This window comes from Streptosporangium sp. CA-135522 (assembly GCF_050949235.1).
Classification (GTDB): domain Bacteria; phylum Actinomycetota; class Actinomycetes; order Streptosporangiales; family Streptosporangiaceae; genus Streptosporangium.
Genome location: NZ_CP192026.1, coordinates 6,939,487 through 6,953,728, shown reverse-complemented (window position 1 = coordinate 6,953,728; position 14,242 = coordinate 6,939,487). Strand labels below are relative to the sequence as shown.

11 protein-coding genes are annotated in these 14,242 nt (G+C 69.5%); 8 read left to right on the top strand and 3 right to left on the bottom strand.

The genetic code is table 11. The features are described from left to right. Positions 1-21: 21 nt before the first annotated feature. From ctaD to ACQPYK_RS33175, 4 genes are all read left to right on the top strand, one after another. On the top strand, positions 22-1,695 hold the full coding sequence (gene ctaD / locus ACQPYK_RS33190; protein ID WP_433239716.1) for an aa3-type cytochrome oxidase subunit I: 1,674 nt from the start codon (positions 22-24) through the stop codon (positions 1,693-1,695). 523 nt (positions 1,696-2,218) lie between these two features. Next, positions 2,219-4,948 carry an immune inhibitor A domain-containing protein gene (locus tag ACQPYK_RS33185; RefSeq protein WP_433239713.1) on the top strand — a complete coding sequence of 910 codons (2,730 nt, stop codon included), beginning with the start codon at positions 2,219-2,221 and terminating at the stop codon, positions 4,946-4,948. An 89-nt stretch (positions 4,949-5,037) separates the two neighbouring features. Beyond that, positions 5,038-5,976, top strand: coding sequence for a diacylglycerol/lipid kinase family protein (locus tag ACQPYK_RS33180; RefSeq protein ID WP_433239710.1), 939 nt, complete (start codon positions 5,038-5,040; stop codon positions 5,974-5,976). A gap of 63 nt (positions 5,977-6,039) precedes the next feature. Further along, entirely contained in the window at positions 6,040-6,195 is a 156-nt protein-coding gene (locus tag ACQPYK_RS33175; RefSeq protein WP_433239707.1) for a hypothetical protein, read from the top strand. A gap of 154 nt (positions 6,196-6,349) precedes the next feature. On the opposite strand, the gene mads6 is transcribed toward ACQPYK_RS33175, so the two are convergent. After that, complete coding sequence (gene mads6 / locus ACQPYK_RS33170; RefSeq protein ID WP_433239704.1) at positions 6,350-7,795, bottom strand: methylation-associated defense system protein kinase MAD6; 1,446 nt, start codon at positions 7,793-7,795, stop codon at positions 6,350-6,352. 103 nt (positions 7,796-7,898) lie between these two features. Here mads6 and ACQPYK_RS33165 point away from each other — a divergent pair, with 103 nt between their 5' ends. The 3 genes from ACQPYK_RS33165 to ACQPYK_RS33155 are packed head-to-tail and all read left to right on the top strand — an operon-like array spanning position 7,899 to position 10,666. Next, positions 7,899-8,126: a hypothetical protein gene (locus tag ACQPYK_RS33165; RefSeq protein ID WP_433239701.1), complete on the top strand. Its 228-nt coding sequence runs from the start codon at positions 7,899-7,901 to the stop codon at positions 8,124-8,126. 35 nt (positions 8,127-8,161) lie between these two features. Then, a complete protein-coding gene (locus tag ACQPYK_RS33160) occupies positions 8,162-8,677 on the top strand; it encodes a GNAT family N-acetyltransferase (protein ID WP_433258987.1) in 516 nt (171 codons plus the stop codon). Positions 8,678-8,731: 54 nt separating this feature from the next. Beyond that, positions 8,732-10,666 carry an ABC1 kinase family protein gene (locus tag ACQPYK_RS33155; RefSeq protein WP_433239698.1) on the top strand — a complete coding sequence of 645 codons (1,935 nt, stop codon included), beginning with the start codon at positions 8,732-8,734 and terminating at the stop codon, positions 10,664-10,666. Positions 10,667-10,720: 54 nt separating this feature from the next. Here the strand turns inward: ACQPYK_RS33155 and ACQPYK_RS33150 are convergent, their stop codons facing one another. Then, positions 10,721-12,076: an MFS transporter gene (locus tag ACQPYK_RS33150; protein ID WP_433239695.1), complete on the bottom strand. Its 1,356-nt coding sequence runs from the start codon at positions 12,074-12,076 to the stop codon at positions 10,721-10,723. Between the two features lie 82 nt (positions 12,077-12,158). Between ACQPYK_RS33150 and ACQPYK_RS33145 the strand changes: the two genes are divergently transcribed. Next, on the top strand, positions 12,159-12,680 hold the full coding sequence (locus tag ACQPYK_RS33145) for a winged helix-turn-helix transcriptional regulator (RefSeq protein ID WP_433239692.1): 522 nt from the start codon (positions 12,159-12,161) through the stop codon (positions 12,678-12,680). 21 nt (positions 12,681-12,701) lie between these two features. On the opposite strand, the gene ACQPYK_RS33140 is transcribed toward ACQPYK_RS33145, so the two are convergent. Beyond that, a complete protein-coding gene (locus ACQPYK_RS33140; RefSeq protein ID WP_433239689.1) occupies positions 12,702-13,964 on the bottom strand; it encodes an MFS transporter in 1,263 nt (420 codons plus the stop codon). Positions 13,965-14,242: the final 278 nt, after the last annotated feature.

The following is a 14,242-nucleotide window of genomic DNA, read 5'->3' as shown; positions in this document are numbered from 1 at the left end:
GCCGACGGGAGGGAGCCAGCCGTGACGACCGTGCAGCAGCGGCCCACGCTTGTGCCGAGCACCAAGGGATCGAAGCTCGTGTCGTGGCTGTCCACGACCGACCACAAGGTCATCGGATATCTCTACCTGATCACTTCGTTCGTCTTCTTCCTGATCGGCGGCATCATGGCGCTGGTCATCCGGGCGGAGCTCACCCATCCCGGGCTGCAGTTCGTCAACGAGGAGCAGTACAACCAGCTGTTCACCATGCACGGCACCGTGATGTTGCTGTTCTTCGCCACACCGCTGTTCGCCGGGTTCGCCAACGTGGTCATGCCGCTGCAGATCGGCGCGCCCGATGTGGCCTTCCCCCGTCTGAACATGGTCAGCTACTGGCTGTTCACCTTCGGCGGCCTCATCGCGCTCAGCGGGTTCTTCACCAACGGGGGCGCCGCCGACTTCGGCTGGACGGGATACACCCCGCTGTCGGTCGCGACGTTCTCCCCGACCACCGGCGGCGACCTGTGGATCGTCGGCCTGGTGCTGTCCGGGCTCGGCACGATCCTCGGCTCGGTCAACTTCATCACCACGATCATCTGCATGCGCGCGCCCGGCATGACGATGTTCCGGATGCCGATCTTCACCTGGAACGTGCTGCTGACCGGCCTGCTCGTGCTGATCGCCTTTCCCGTGCTGGCCGCCGCTCTGCTCGCCCTGGAGGCCGACCGCAAGCTGGGGGCGCACATCTACGACGCCCAGACCGGGGGGCCGCTGCTGTGGCAGCACCTGTTCTGGTTCTTCGGCCATCCCGAGGTCTACATCATCGCGCTGCCGTTCTTCGGCATCGTGACCGAGGTCCTGCCGGTCTTCAGCCGCAAACCGATCTTCGGTTACATCGGCCTCGTCGGCGCGACCATCGCCATCGCCGGCCTGTCGGTCACCGTGTGGGCGCACCACATGTTCGGCACCGGACGGGTGCTGCTGCCGTTCTTCTCGTTCATGACGTTCCTCATCGCGATCCCGACCGGCGTGAAGTTCTTCAACTGGACCGGCACGATGTGGCGAGGGCACCTGTCCTTCGAGTCGCCCATGCTGTTCGCCGTCGGTTTCCTGGTCACCTTCCTGTTCGGCGGCCTGACCGGCGTCATCCTGGCCTCGCCGCCGCTGGACTTCCACGTGACCGACTCCTATTTCGTGGTCGCCCACTTCCACTACGTGGTCTTCGGCACGGTGGTGTTCGCGATGTTCGCGGGCTTCTACTTCTGGTGGCCGAAGATGACGGGCAAGATGTTGAACGACACCCTGGGCAAGGTGCACTTCTGGTTGCTGTTCATCGGCTTCCACACCACCTTCCTGGTCCAGCACTGGCTGGGCGCGCAGGGCTTCCCGCGCCGCTACGCCGACTACAGCGCCCTCGACGGCTTCACCGGCCTCAACCTGCTGTCCTCGGTGGGCTCGTTCGTCCTCGGCCTTTCCACGCTGCCGTTCCTCTACAACGTGTGGATCACCGCCCGGCGCGCGCCGAGGGTGACCCTGGACGACCCGTGGGGCTTCGGCAACTCGCTGGAGTGGGCGACCTCCTGCCCGCCGCCCCGGCACAACTTCACCTCGCTGCCGCGTATCCGGTCCGAGCGCCCTGCCTTCGACCTGCACCATCCGCGAGTGGCGACCCAGCCGCGCCAGCTCGACCCGACCGCTCCCAGCGAAGAGCTCTGACCGTTCCGGCCGTTCCGGGCGAAGAGCTCTGACCGTTCCGACCGCTCCCAGCGAAGAGCTCTGACCGTTCCGACCGCTCCCAGCGAAGAGCTCTGACCGTTCCGACCGCTCCCAGCGAAGAGCTCTGACCGTTCCGACCGCTCCGGGCGAAGAGCTCCGACCGGCCGGGGAGAAGAGCTCCGACCGGTGCCGGGCGGGGACGCCCTCCTGTCCGAAAGGCGGCTTCTCCCTGTCCGAAAGGACCGTTCCATCCTCCTGAAGACACCTCCGCCGCGCTCACCTGCCGTGCGGCGGCATCGGCCTGCCATGAAGCGGAAATCTCCACTATTTTCTGACAAATGGCATTTATTGCAGTTTGACAACATCATTTGGCGCTTTTACCACCGCTTTACCTTCTCGTCTAACCTCCCGCTCGGTGCGTGCATCAGGCGCGCCGGGGACGTCCGCGCCCGGCGAACCCGGGCAGGGAGGGTATGCGTTGTCCAGCAGAGGCAGAGGCGCTCGCAGGCGCCTTCTCGCGATAGTGCCCGTGGTCGGCCTGGCCGCCGCGGGACTGGCGATGGGTGGCACGTCGGCGGAGGCCGACACCTCGATCGCGCGGTACCAGCCGACCGCGGCCGACTACTACATCAACTACGCGCCACCCAGGGATGAGCCGGAGGTGGACGACCCGGCCGCGCCCAACTCCAGGGCGCGCAAGGTCAGCCCGTCCAAGAAGATCCAGCAGAAGTTCTCCAGCGGCAACCCCACCGCCGCGCGGGTGCTGGCCGCCCGCGAGGCCGAGGCGATCCGGACCGGGCTCAACCCGGCCGACTTCCTGTTCAAGAAGGCCAAGGTCGCCAAGACCGCCAAGCTGCTCACCTTGCTGGTGGAGTTCAACGACAAGGCCAACGACGACTTCTCCGGCTTCTCCCGGCCGGCGGACGTGGACAGCGAGGACCCGGCCGCGTGCGTCACCGAGCCGCCGGGCACGCTGCTCAACGGCCCGCTGCACAACAAGATCCCCGATCCGGCGTCGCTGGCGCACAAGGACAACAACAGCTTCTGGGTGCCCGACTTCAGCCCCGAGCACTTCAACAAGATGCTCTACAGCAAGGAAGGCATCACCCAGCGCGTCCGTCCTGACCTGACCGACCCCCGGGACGGGGGCAAGGGCATCGACATCTCCAAGTACACGATGAAGAGCATGTACGAGGAGCTGTCCAAGGGCGCCTACACCGTCACCGGGCAGGCGAGCCCGTGGATCAAGGTCCCGCACTCCGAGGCCTACTACGGCGCGCGCGCCTGCGGCAAGGAAGTCCAGGACATGACCGGCCACCCGAGCAACCCGCTCGGCCCCGGCCAGCTCGCCATCGACGCGGTCGACACCCTGGCCGCCGCCGACCCGAACTTCCCGTGGGCCGACTACGACGTCGAGGACGTCGCCGACTCCGACGGCGACGGTAACTTCGCCGAGCCCGACGGGGTGGTCGACCACCTGGTGCTGGTGCACGCCGGCAAGGACAAGTCGTCCGACGGCGGCGCCGAGGGCACCTACGCGATCTGGGCGCACTCCAGCGCGGTGGCGGGCGGCTACCAGGTTCCCGGCAAGAGCGTGAAGATCTCCAACTACATCGTGCAGCCGGAGGACTCCGGGGTCGGCGTCTTCGCCCACGAGTACGGCCACGATCTCGGCCTGCCGGACCTGTACGACACCAGCGGCCAGGCCTCTTCCGCCGTCGACTTCTGGGACCTGATGTCCAGCGGCTCGCACAGCGGCCCGATCTTCCAGTCGATGCCGACGCACATGGGCCTGTGGGACAAGTGGGTGCTCGGCTGGGCCAACCCCAAGGTCTTCAACCCCGGCGACCGCCCCCGCGCGGTGACGGTGGGACAGTCCTCGCGCACGCCCAAGCTCACCGAGGACGGCCTGCGGGTCAACCTGGCCAGCGCACCGCTGAAGATGGTCGATCCGCACAGCGGCACCAAGATGCTCTGGTCCAACCTCGACCAGGAGTGGGCCGACTCCAAGCTCACCCGTGAGGTCCAGGTGCCCGCCGGGACCGATGTGAAGTTCTGGCTCTGGAACAACTACGAGATCGAGCAGGACTGGGACTTCGGCTTCGTCGAGGTCTCCACCGACGGCGGCGCGACCTACGCCCAGCAGAAGGTCTACGCCGAGGGCGGCGCCCTGGTCTCCACCGACGACGGCTACCCGGACCCCAACAAGAACCTCGCCAAGTTCGGCAACAAGAAGTACGGCCTCACCGGCAACACCGACGGCTGGCGGCACGACTACGTCGACCTGACCCCGTTCGCCGGCAAGACCGTCAAGCTCCGGCTCACCTACAACACCGACGCGGCCTTCACCCCTCGCGGCTGGCACGTCGACGATCTGGCGATCACCAACGGCGCCCAGACCGTCTGGAGCGACGACGTCGAGGCCGGCCTCAACGGCTGGACGCCGAGCGGCGGCACCTTCACCAACACCCACGGCCAGGGCTGGGTCGTCAACGACGGCCAGCGCGAGGTGTCGCGGTTCTATCTCGCCGAGTGGCGCAACTTCGACGGCTTCGACAAGGGCCTGCAGTACGCCTACGACACGAACTACTCCCGTGACGGCGCCTGGAAGGTCGAGAAGTTCAAGTACAACGCGCCCGGCCTGCTGGTCTGGTACCGCGACTCGACCTTCACCAACAACTCGCTGATCAATAACCTCGAACTGCCGCCGAGCATCGGTTCCAAGGGCAGCCTGATCATCGTCGACTCGCACTATGAGCCGCTTCGCCGTACCGGCGTGGCGGCGGAGAAGGACGGCGAGCTCAGGGACAACCTGCAGGGACGCGTCCAGACGGGCAACGCGGCCTTCTCCTTCGGCAAGACCTACCCCTTCACCGAGTGCGTGGAGGCGGCCGGCGAGCCGTTCAGCGAGTACTGCACCAAGCTCAAGGCGCAGGCCGGCGTGCCGGAGTTCACCGACGCCAAGACCTGGTACCCCGGCATGGAGGTCCGCAACGGGGCGCTCGGTTACCGTGACTTCGACGCCTCGGTGGTCGTCCCGTCCAAGGGCGACCAGCCCTACAGCACCCGGGTCGTCAACGTCGACGGCACCCCGGCGACCGAGCTGTACGGCACCGACCTCGGCAACGGCCACGTCCTCGGCACCGGCAACCCCGGCGACGAGGGCAAGGCCCTGGGCGTTAAGTTCCAGCTGCTGACCCCGCTGCCGGGCAACCTCGGCGCGATCGTCTATGTGACCCCGCCGAAGAAGTAATCCCGGCTCACCGGTCACCGGGCCCCGCCGTCACCGACGGCGGGGCCCTACGATTTACCCGGGGACCTATCCGATCGAAAAGGGGCAGCGTGGGAGAGCTTCGCAGCAAGGCCGAGCACACCGAGGCCGTCCGGACCGAGGGCCGGATCTGCGTGGTGGTCAACACGCGTTCGCGCCGTGGCCGCCGCCTCTACCCGGAGGTGGTGCGCACACTCCGGGCCGAGGGCTTCGAACCGATCCGCCTCATCTCGCTGGACGACCCCAGACGCCTGCGCGCCACGCTGGAGGCGGCCTTGGACGTCGAGCCCGATCTGCTGGTCGTGGGCGGCGGCGACGGCACGCTCAGCGCCGCCGTCAAGCACGTCGCCCACCGCGACGTGGCCCTCGGCGTGCTGCCCCTGGGCACCACCAACAACTTCGCCCGCAGCCTCGGCCTGCCGCTCGACCTGCCCGGTGCGATCCGGGTGTTGCGCACCGGCAAGGTCGCCGACATCGACCTGGGCGTCGCCGAGGACCGGGAATTCGCCAACCTGGCCAGCTTCGGCGTCTCGGTCGAGGTGGCCGGCACGGTCAAGCCCTGGCTCAAGCGCGTCCTCGGTCGCGCCGCCTACCCGTTGACCGCCCTGACGATCCTCCCGCGCCACCAGCCGTTCCGCGCCTTCATCACCGTGGACGGCCACCGCCACGAGCTGCTCACCCACCAGCTCAACATCGCCAACGGCCGCTTCCACGGCGGCTGGCAGGTGGCCAAGGACATCAGCATCGACAACGGCCGGCTGGTCGCCTACCAGCTCGGTTCGGGCAAGCGTCTGAGGCTGCTGGTGGAGACCCTGGTCCGGGCCACCACCGGCCGCTGGAGCAGCCTGGCGGGCGGTCCCTTCGTGGTCGGCCGGGAGATGCTGCTGGAGACCGACCCCCCGATGGCCGCCGACATCGACGGCGAGGTCCGCCTGATGACCCCCATCACGATCCGGACCATCCCCAACGGCCTGCGGGTGATGGTCCCCGACCATTTCGTCGACTCCTGACCCCGCCGTTGATTGGAGGCGTCCTACGGGGGTAGGCGCTTTTTTGAGGGGTTGGAGGATGACATGACATCTCTGGTCGACCGAATCCGAGGTTATCTGGGCAGCCCGGCGGGGCGCAGGAACATCGAGAAGGCCAAGGAGATGGCCCACGACCCGCGTAACCAGCACAGGCTGCGCGAGTTCATGAGCCGTTTCCGTTCCGGCGGGCCCAAGCACTAGACGCAGGCGCGTGAGGGACCGCGGCCCCGGGATGGCGATCACCCCGGGGCCGTGGGCACGTCGCGGCTCCATGCCTCCGCGGTCCCCGGATCCCGCGGACCGAGGCCCGGGCCGTCGACTCCTGTCGAGTCGAACCCGCGAGCCGCCTTAGCGGCTACCGTCCCGACACGCGTTTGAACCTGCTCCGGAGCCTGTCGAGCAGCAGGGGCTCCCGCTCGGGCGCGAGCCCCTCGCGCGCCCGCCGCAGTGCGCCCAGGGCCTCCATCGCGTCCGGCCGCTTGGCGGGGGTGTGGTCGCGCATGCGCCGCAGCAGCTCCATGACCTCGGCCGGAACATCGCCCGCGGCGGTCTCGGCGTCCGGGCTCGCCGGGGGCAGGCCGCCGGTCAGCAGCTGGAAGGCGATCACCCCGGCCGCGTAGACGTCGGAGGCGGCCGTCATCCGCTCGGGCCTGGTCTGGCACTCGGGGGCCACGTAGTGCGTGTCGAGGACGTTGGGAAGCTCGTTGGCCACGGTGTGCGCCCGGGGGCCCGGCTTGGCGTAGTCGAACCCGGTCAGCATCGCCCGGCCGTCCTCGGTCACCAGGACGCAGGCCGGGCTGAGCGCCCGGTGAATGACGTTGTTGGCGTGGACGTGGGCCAGACCCACCAGCATGTCGTCGATCACGTCGAGTGCGGCGGCGGTGGACATCCTCCGCCGGGAGGAGGTGAGGTGCAGATGCAGGGCCTGACCGTGCACGTCGTCGAGGACCAGCACGAACCGGCTCTCGTCGTCGATCGCGAAGAAGTCGCGGGAGCGCACGACACACGGGTGCGGGGGAATCCGGGTGAGGGACTGGTAGGCGTTGGCGATCAGCAGCCGCTCGGCGGCGCGCGGTCCCTCCTCGGCCAGCGGATCGGCCCGGTACACCCGCAGCAGGACCGTCTCGCTGCCCGGCACCGTCGCGTTGAACGCGCGGTACTCGGTGACCCTGTTGTCCCCGCCGAGTTGCTCGTCCACCTCCCAGTTGCCGAATCGCGGCGGCGCGGTGGACCGCCGCACGCTGCCGTTCAAAGCCTCCAGAATCGCTGTGCGGTACGGCGTGGCGTCCGGGGTGTAGCCGCGCCTGACCCGGGAGACGTCGCTCAGCGTGCCGATCAGGCCGGGCAGGTCGGTGACGTGCCGCGAGTCACGGCCGGCCGGGTCGACCAGCTCGGCGTCGGGCCCGGTCAGCACGACGACGCTGTCGACGTAGACGCGCTCCAACTCCCGGCGCTCCTGGGTGAGCAGCCCCTTGAGGGCGCGCCCGTTGCCGCGCAGCTTGGCCACCGGGGAGCCGAACGCGTCCCGCCGCGCGGGGAACCAGCGCGTCCCGGCGACCTCGATCCGGCCGCGCGTGCCCTTGACGTCGAGGACGCAGAGCGAGTGGCCGGTCAGGACGATCACGTCGACCTCGAAGGTGTCGTCGCCGCGTGGCACCTCGATGTTGTGCAGCAACAGCCAGTCTTCGGGGCCGTTGTCCCGCAGGTGGGCGATGACCCGTCGCTCGGCGTCGTTGACCGGCTTTCCGCCGCCGACGATCTGTGCCATCTCTAGCGCGCCGCCCTTCTTCTCACCGTGCATCGAAGTAGGGCAAGCGTCTCATGCTCCCGCTTATCTTTACTTTTCCGCCACTCTGCCGTGCCCGAGTATCTATGATCATGAGCCGTCCTCCGGCCGCGGAGAGATGATCGACGCATCCGGGACGCCCGAGGAATCCGGAAGGACGCCGTCGCCCCGGTCCCTAGGCGACGCGAAGGACCCGCGGGAGATCGTCACGGCGCTCGCCGCCCGGGTACCCGCGGGAAGCCACGTGTTCGCCACGTACTTCACCCGAATCGGCGAGGACGGCACGAGGGCCGAGGCGATCCGGACGGCCGGCACCGGCCCGGAACGCCTCCGGACCGGCCGGTGACCCGGGGGCGGGTACGCTCGGCCGACGTGGAACCCATGGAGATCACCGCCGGAAGGCTTCATCTGCGGCCCTGGCGCCCGACGGACGCCGAGGTGGTCGCCCGGGCGCTGCGCGATCCGGAGATCCGCCGATGGGCGACCGGCACCCCGGACGACCCCGACGAGAAGGCCTGGATCGCCGACCGGGCCGACGGCTGGGCCGACGGCTCGTCGAGCTCGTTCGCCGTCGCGGACGCGACGACCGGTGACGTGCTGGGCCACGTCAGGGTCAGGATCGTCGGCGACGGGATCGGCGAGGTCGGCTACTGGATCCTGCCCGCGGCCCGCGGCCGGGGTGTGGCCGCCCAGGCGCTGGGCGCGCTCGCGCGGTGGGCGTTCGCCTGTCTGGAGCTGTCCCGGCTGGACCTGCGGCACGCGGCGGCCAACCCCGCCTCCTGCCGGGTCGCGCAGAAGAGCGGGTTCGCGCTGACCAGGCTGCTCACCGAGCCGTCCTGGAACGGGGGAGCGGAGCACGTCGAGGTCCATCTCCACACGCTCCCGCGCGTGATCTAGTCTGTCCGCCGTTACTTATACGACAAAACGGGCGGGGCGCGTGTGGATCTCTTGATGAACGTGATTATGGTGGCCACCGTTCTGGCGGTGGTGGCCGGGTTCACGCTGATCGCGCGGCGGCTGCTCGACCTGCGCTTCGGTGTCGTCCGCACGCTGCTGGCCGGAGTCCTGGTCTTCGCCATCGGCGGGCCGCTGACCAAGACGTTCGCCGGCATGGTGGACCCGGACACGGGCGGCGTCACGCCGATGTGGTTCCTCATCCTCGCCATGGTCTGCGCGCTGCTCGTCGGCATGGTGTTCCTGGTGGTCGCCGAGGCGCTGGTGCCGCCGGGGGCGTTGCCGGGGCCGCTGGAGCTGGTCAGAGGGCTGCGAGGCCGCGTGGCCCGCTCGCGCCGCTACCTCCAGATCACCCGGATCCTCGTACGGCACGGCCTCGGCCCGTACCTGCGCGGCCGCGACCCCGACCTGGGGGCTCCCTCCAGCCGGACCCGGCTGGCCAGATCGCTGCGCGAGGCTCTCGACGACGGCGGCGTCACCTTCGTCAAGCTCGGCCAGATCATGTCCACCCGGGCCGACCTCCTTCCGGCGGAGTTCGTCGAAGAGCTGCGGCTGTTGCAGGACCGGGTGGCGTCGGCGCCGTGGGCGGAGATCGAACCGGTGCTGGTCGCCGAGCTCGGCCGGCCGGTGATGGAGACGTTCGCGGAGTTCGAGCGGGACCCGCTCGCCGCGGCCTCGATCGCGCAGGTCTACCGCGCCCGGCTGAAGACGGGCGAGGAGGTGGTGGTCAAGGTCCAGCGTCCCGGGATCGCCGCCGTGGTCGAGCGGGACCTCGACATCGTCGCCCGTCTCGCCCGGACGCTGGAGCGGCGCACCCGATGGGGGCGCGCGTTCGGTGTCGGCGACCTGTCGCGGGGGTTCGCCGAGGCACTGCGCGAGGAGCTCGACTTCCGGGTCGAGACCGCCAACATGGCCGCCGTGGCCGCCGCTTCGGCCGGGGAGCCGGTCCGGGTGCCGGTGCCCTATCCGGAACTGTCCGGCAGACGGGTGCTCGTCATGGAGCGGCTGGACGGCACCGCGTTCGGCTCCGCCGTACCTGACGGGGTGGATCGGCGGGCACTGGCCACGACCCTCCTCGACACGCTGCTGCGCCAGATCATGCTGCACGGCGTGTTCCACGCCGACCCGCACCCGGGCAACATCATGCTGCTGGCCGACGGGCAGTTGGCGCTGCTCGACTTCGGCTCGGTGGGACGGCTCGACGGCTCGCTGCGTGGAGCCCTGCAGCGCCTGCTGGCCGCGATGGACCGGGGGGATCCGCTCGGGGTGAGCGACGCGCTGCTGGAGGTCGTGCCGCGGCCCGACGAGATCGACGAGCGGGAGCTGGAACGCGAGCTCGGCCGGTTCATGGCCCGGCACATGACCACCGGCGTCGCCCCGGACGTGCAGATGTTCGGCCGGTTGTTCCGGATCGTCTCCGCGCACGGCCTGTCGGTCCCGCCCGAGGTGGCCGCGGTGTTCCGGGCGCTGGCGACGGTCGAGGGCACGCTCGCCCGGCTGGCCCCCGGGTTCGACATCGTCGCCGAGGCGCGCGCGTTCTCCGTCCGCCACCTGCAGGAACAGGGGGGTGTCGACCGGGTACGACAGGCGGTCGAGCAGGAGGCGCTCAGCCTGCTGCCCATGCTGCGTCGCCTGCCCCGCCGGATCGAGCGGATCGCCAGCGCCGCCGAGCACGGCCGCTTCAGCCTGAACATCCGCCTGTTCGCCGACGAGCGTGACCGCCGGCATGTCACCGGGCTGCTCCACCAGGTGCTGCTCACGGTGCTGGCGGCCACCACGGGCATCATGTCCGTGCTGCTGCTCGGCGCGGACAACGGTCCCCGGGTGACTCATGAGGTGGGCCTGTACCAGCTCATCGGTTACAACCTGCTCGTGATCAGCGCGATCCTGGCCCTGCGGGTGCTGGTGGTCGTCTTCCGGCAGGACAGGTGAGTCTCCACGCCTGAGTCTTCACGCCTGAGTCTTCACGCCTGAGTCTCCACGTCGTCACGTCGGCCGCTTCCCGCGGCCGGCGAGCAGCACGCCGCCGCTCGCCGTGGCCGCCACCGCGGCGCAGGCCAGCACGGCGCCGTCGGTGCCCGCGGACGGGCCGGCGGTGCCGACGATCGCGGCCATCAGCGCCACACCGATCGGCGAGCCGATGTAGCGGGCGGTGTTGTTGGCCCCCGATCCCATTCCGGCCCGGTGCGGCGGCACGCTCTCGATCGCCAGGTGGGTGAGGGAGGCGTTGATCAGGCCGCTGCCGATCCCGGCGACGAGCAGGCCGAGCACGATCCGCGTCCAGGAGGCGTCGTCGGCGCTGCCCACGAGGGGAAGGGTGCCCGCGGCGGCCAGCAGCAGCCCGAGGGCGAGGCGGCCACGCCCCGTCAGCGGCAGACGGCGGGCCTGCAGGGCGGTCAGGAACGACATCCCCGACCAGACGGCCAGCAGGGCGGCGGCACCCAGCGGGGTGAGGCCACGGGAGAGCTGTAACACGGTGGGCAGGAAGCTCATCAGCCCGATCACCGCGATCCCCACGACGAGCGCTCCGCCGATGGCGACGAGGAAGAGCGGGCGCCGGAACAGTCCCAGGTCGAGCATCGGGTCGCGGCGACGCCGCTCGACCACGGCGAAGGCGCCCAACAGCAGCGCGGTGAGGACGAAGGCGACGGCCACGACCGGCCGGGACCAGCCGCTGCGACCCTCGGTGACGGCGGTGACCAGCGCGGCCAGTCCGCCGGCCAGCAGGATGACGCCGGGCAGGTCCAGCGGCCGGGGCTCGGCCGCGCGTGACTCCGGTACCCGGCCTGCCGCGAGCAGCGCCAGCGCCACCCCTGCCGCGGCGACCACCCAGTGGACCGCCCGCCAGCCCGCCACCATGGCCAGCGCGCCGGAGATCAGCGGCCCGACGGCGATGCCCAGGCCGAGCATGGCCCCGTAGCGGCCGGTGGCGCGCAGACGCTCGCGGCCGCCGGGGAAGGCGTGGCCGAGGACGCCGAGACTGGCGGTGAGCAGTCCCGCGCCGGCCGCCCCCTGTACCAGCCGGGCGGTCACGAACATCGCGGTGTTCACCGCCAAAGCCGCCATGACGCTTGAGGCGGCCAGCGCCCACATCCCGCCCAGATACATCCGCCGCCGCCCGTAGTTGTCGGCCAGGTCCCCGGCGATCAGCAGCAACGACGCCAGCCCCAGGGCGATCCCGTTCAGCAGCCAGGCCGGTCCGGCCGGTCCGGCGCCGAGCGCCCGCGCCGCCTGGGGCAACGTGACCATCGGGGCGGTGTAGTCGATCAGCACGAGCAGCGGCGCGGCGCAGGCGAGCGCGAGGGTGACGTCCGCAGGACGGCGGGTCGCGATGAGTGTCATGGGAAGCCTCTCATGGTTCATTCATTGAACTCACAAAAACCGTAACACGCCTAGGTTCGATGAATGAACTAACATGGGACGCATGGCGCTCGGCAAGAACTACGACGGTCAGGACTGCTCACTGGCTCGTGCTCTGGAGCTGGTCGGGGAGCGATGGACGCTGCTGGTGGTCCGCGACGCGCTGTACGGCGTGCGCCGATACGGCGACTTCCTCTCCCACCTCGACATACCACGCGCCGTGCTGTCCCAGCGGCTGCAGGCCCTGGTGGAGGCCGGCGTCCTGGAACGGCGCCGCTACCAGGACGCGCCGCCCCGCGACGAGTACGTCCTGACCGCGATGGGGCGCGAGCTGTGGGACCCCGTCTACCTGCTCGCCCAGTGGGGCGAGCGGAACCTGTCCGCGGGCGGCCCCCGCCGGATCTTCTTCCACACGCCCTGCGGCACGAAGATCGACCACGTCGGGCTCTGCCCGGCGTGCGGCGGACGTGCCCCGCTGGAGGAGATCGAGATGCGACCCGGGCCCGGCGCCGACCTCACCCGCGACGACCAGGTCAGCCAGGCCCTGCGCTCCCCCCACCGTCTGCTGGAGCCGCTGCCCGGTTGACGGGCCTTCGCCCGGGCGTCATCAGCGGACAGGGGCCGACGGCCGTGGCGGCCCGAGCTCTTCGGCCCTCATGCGTTTTCCGTACAGCGTGGCCAGAACGGCGAACATCGCCATGACCACGGCCACCGACAGGGCGGTGAGGTCAACACCCGCCCTCGCGATGACGTAGCCACCTGTCATGGAGCCGAGCGGAATCACTCCGAAATACACGGAACGAGACGCGCCGATCACTCGTCCCAGGAGAAGCCCGGGAACGGTGCGCACCTGATACGTGCTGATCGCGATGTTCATCAGGGACCCGACCAGCCCGACACTCGCCCAGGAGACGGCGAGCACGTACGGATGGGAAGAGACGGTCATGGACGTCATCGCGGCGGTCCACAGCCAGGTGCCGAGCACGATCATGCTCGACATCGACCGGCTGCGCATCAACCTCGGCACCACGACGGAGCCCAGCACCCCTCCCGCGCCGGTGGCGGCGAGAATCAGCCCGGTGGAGGCTTCCGGACTCCCCTGCTCCTGACCCCTGACGATGATCAACAGGATCGTCATCTGGAAGAGCACGTTGGTTCCCGCGGCGACGATCGTCGTCGTTCGTAGAAACGCGCTGTGCCAGATCAGTTTCGCGCCCTCCCCGATCCCGCCCATGGTCTGCTTCAGGCCGGCGTGGTCGTGGGAGTGGGCGGAAATGCCGACCGGGTTTCTTATCAAAGTGATGGTGACCACCGAGAACAGATAGGTCAGCGCGTTGAAGGCGAATGGCCAGACCCGTCCTATTCCGAAGAGCAGTCCGCCGACCGGCAGCCCCAGCACGGCACCGGCGTGATCGCGCCCCTCCGCTTTCGACATGGCGCCGGACAGGTGTTCCGGAGGAACGATACGGCCGATGGCGGTGGTTTCGGTGACCGTATAAAGGACGGCCATACTGCCCTCGACGAAGGCGACCGCGATGAGAAGCGGCAGGGACCGGGCTCCGGTGGACAGGGAGATCACCAAAACCATGACGGCGATGCCCCGAACCGACTGGCTGATCAGCATCAAGCGCACACGATCATGGCGATCCACCATCACGCCGGCCGGTAGGTAGAACAGGAGATTGGGCAGCCGGGCGGCGAATCCCACCCAGCCGGCGGCGACCGGCGAACCCGTCAGGGCGAGGGCGAGCAGCGGATAGGCGAAACCGGCGGCCCTGCTCCCGAGGAGGGACACCGCCGAACCGCTCCACACCAGTAGAAAGTCACGGCGCCACCCCTCGGAAGACGGATCTACAAACCGTTGCAGCATGCCTGTCCGCTCTACGCCTGGCCCGCTTCGCGGAGAATCGACGCACAACGGTCAGGGTAGTCAGCCGAGACCTGGGCCGACCAGGCCTCCCGGCGAACGGCCATTCCGAATCACGGCGGATTCGAAGCGGTTCGAAAGGAAACGCGTCACCATCCGAAGCGCTTCAGCGGGGACGTCAGCCGTCCTCCCCGCCGAACACGTCGTGCCTGCCGAACGGGGCGGCGGCGAAGCGACCGCCGCGGGGCGAAGGTTTGCCGTGACAGGAGAGGGTATGCGCC

Bases quoted from the DNA above. Each gene is read 5' to 3' on its own strand.
- ACQPYK_RS33175 (WP_433239707.1), top strand. From the start codon at position 6,040: ATGACATCTCTGGTCGACCGAATCCGAGGTTATCTGGGCAGCCCGGCG.
- mads6 (WP_433239704.1), bottom strand. From the start codon at position 7,795: ATGCACGGTGAGAAGAAGGGCGGCGCGCTAGAGATGGCACAGATCGTC.
- ACQPYK_RS33165 (WP_433239701.1), top strand. From the start codon at position 7,899: ATGATCGACGCATCCGGGACGCCCGAGGAATCCGGAAGGACGCCGTCG.
- ACQPYK_RS33160 (WP_433258987.1), top strand. From the start codon at position 8,162: ATGGAGATCACCGCCGGAAGGCTTCATCTGCGGCCCTGGCGCCCGACG.
- ACQPYK_RS33155 (WP_433239698.1), top strand. From the start codon at position 8,732: ATGAACGTGATTATGGTGGCCACCGTTCTGGCGGTGGTGGCCGGGTTC.
- ACQPYK_RS33150 (WP_433239695.1), bottom strand. From the start codon at position 12,076: ATGACACTCATCGCGACCCGCCGTCCTGCGGACGTCACCCTCGCGCTC.
- ACQPYK_RS33145 (WP_433239692.1), top strand. From the start codon at position 12,159: ATGGCGCTCGGCAAGAACTACGACGGTCAGGACTGCTCACTGGCTCGT.
- ACQPYK_RS33140 (WP_433239689.1), bottom strand. From the start codon at position 13,964: ATGCTGCAACGGTTTGTAGATCCGTCTTCCGAGGGGTGGCGCCGTGAC.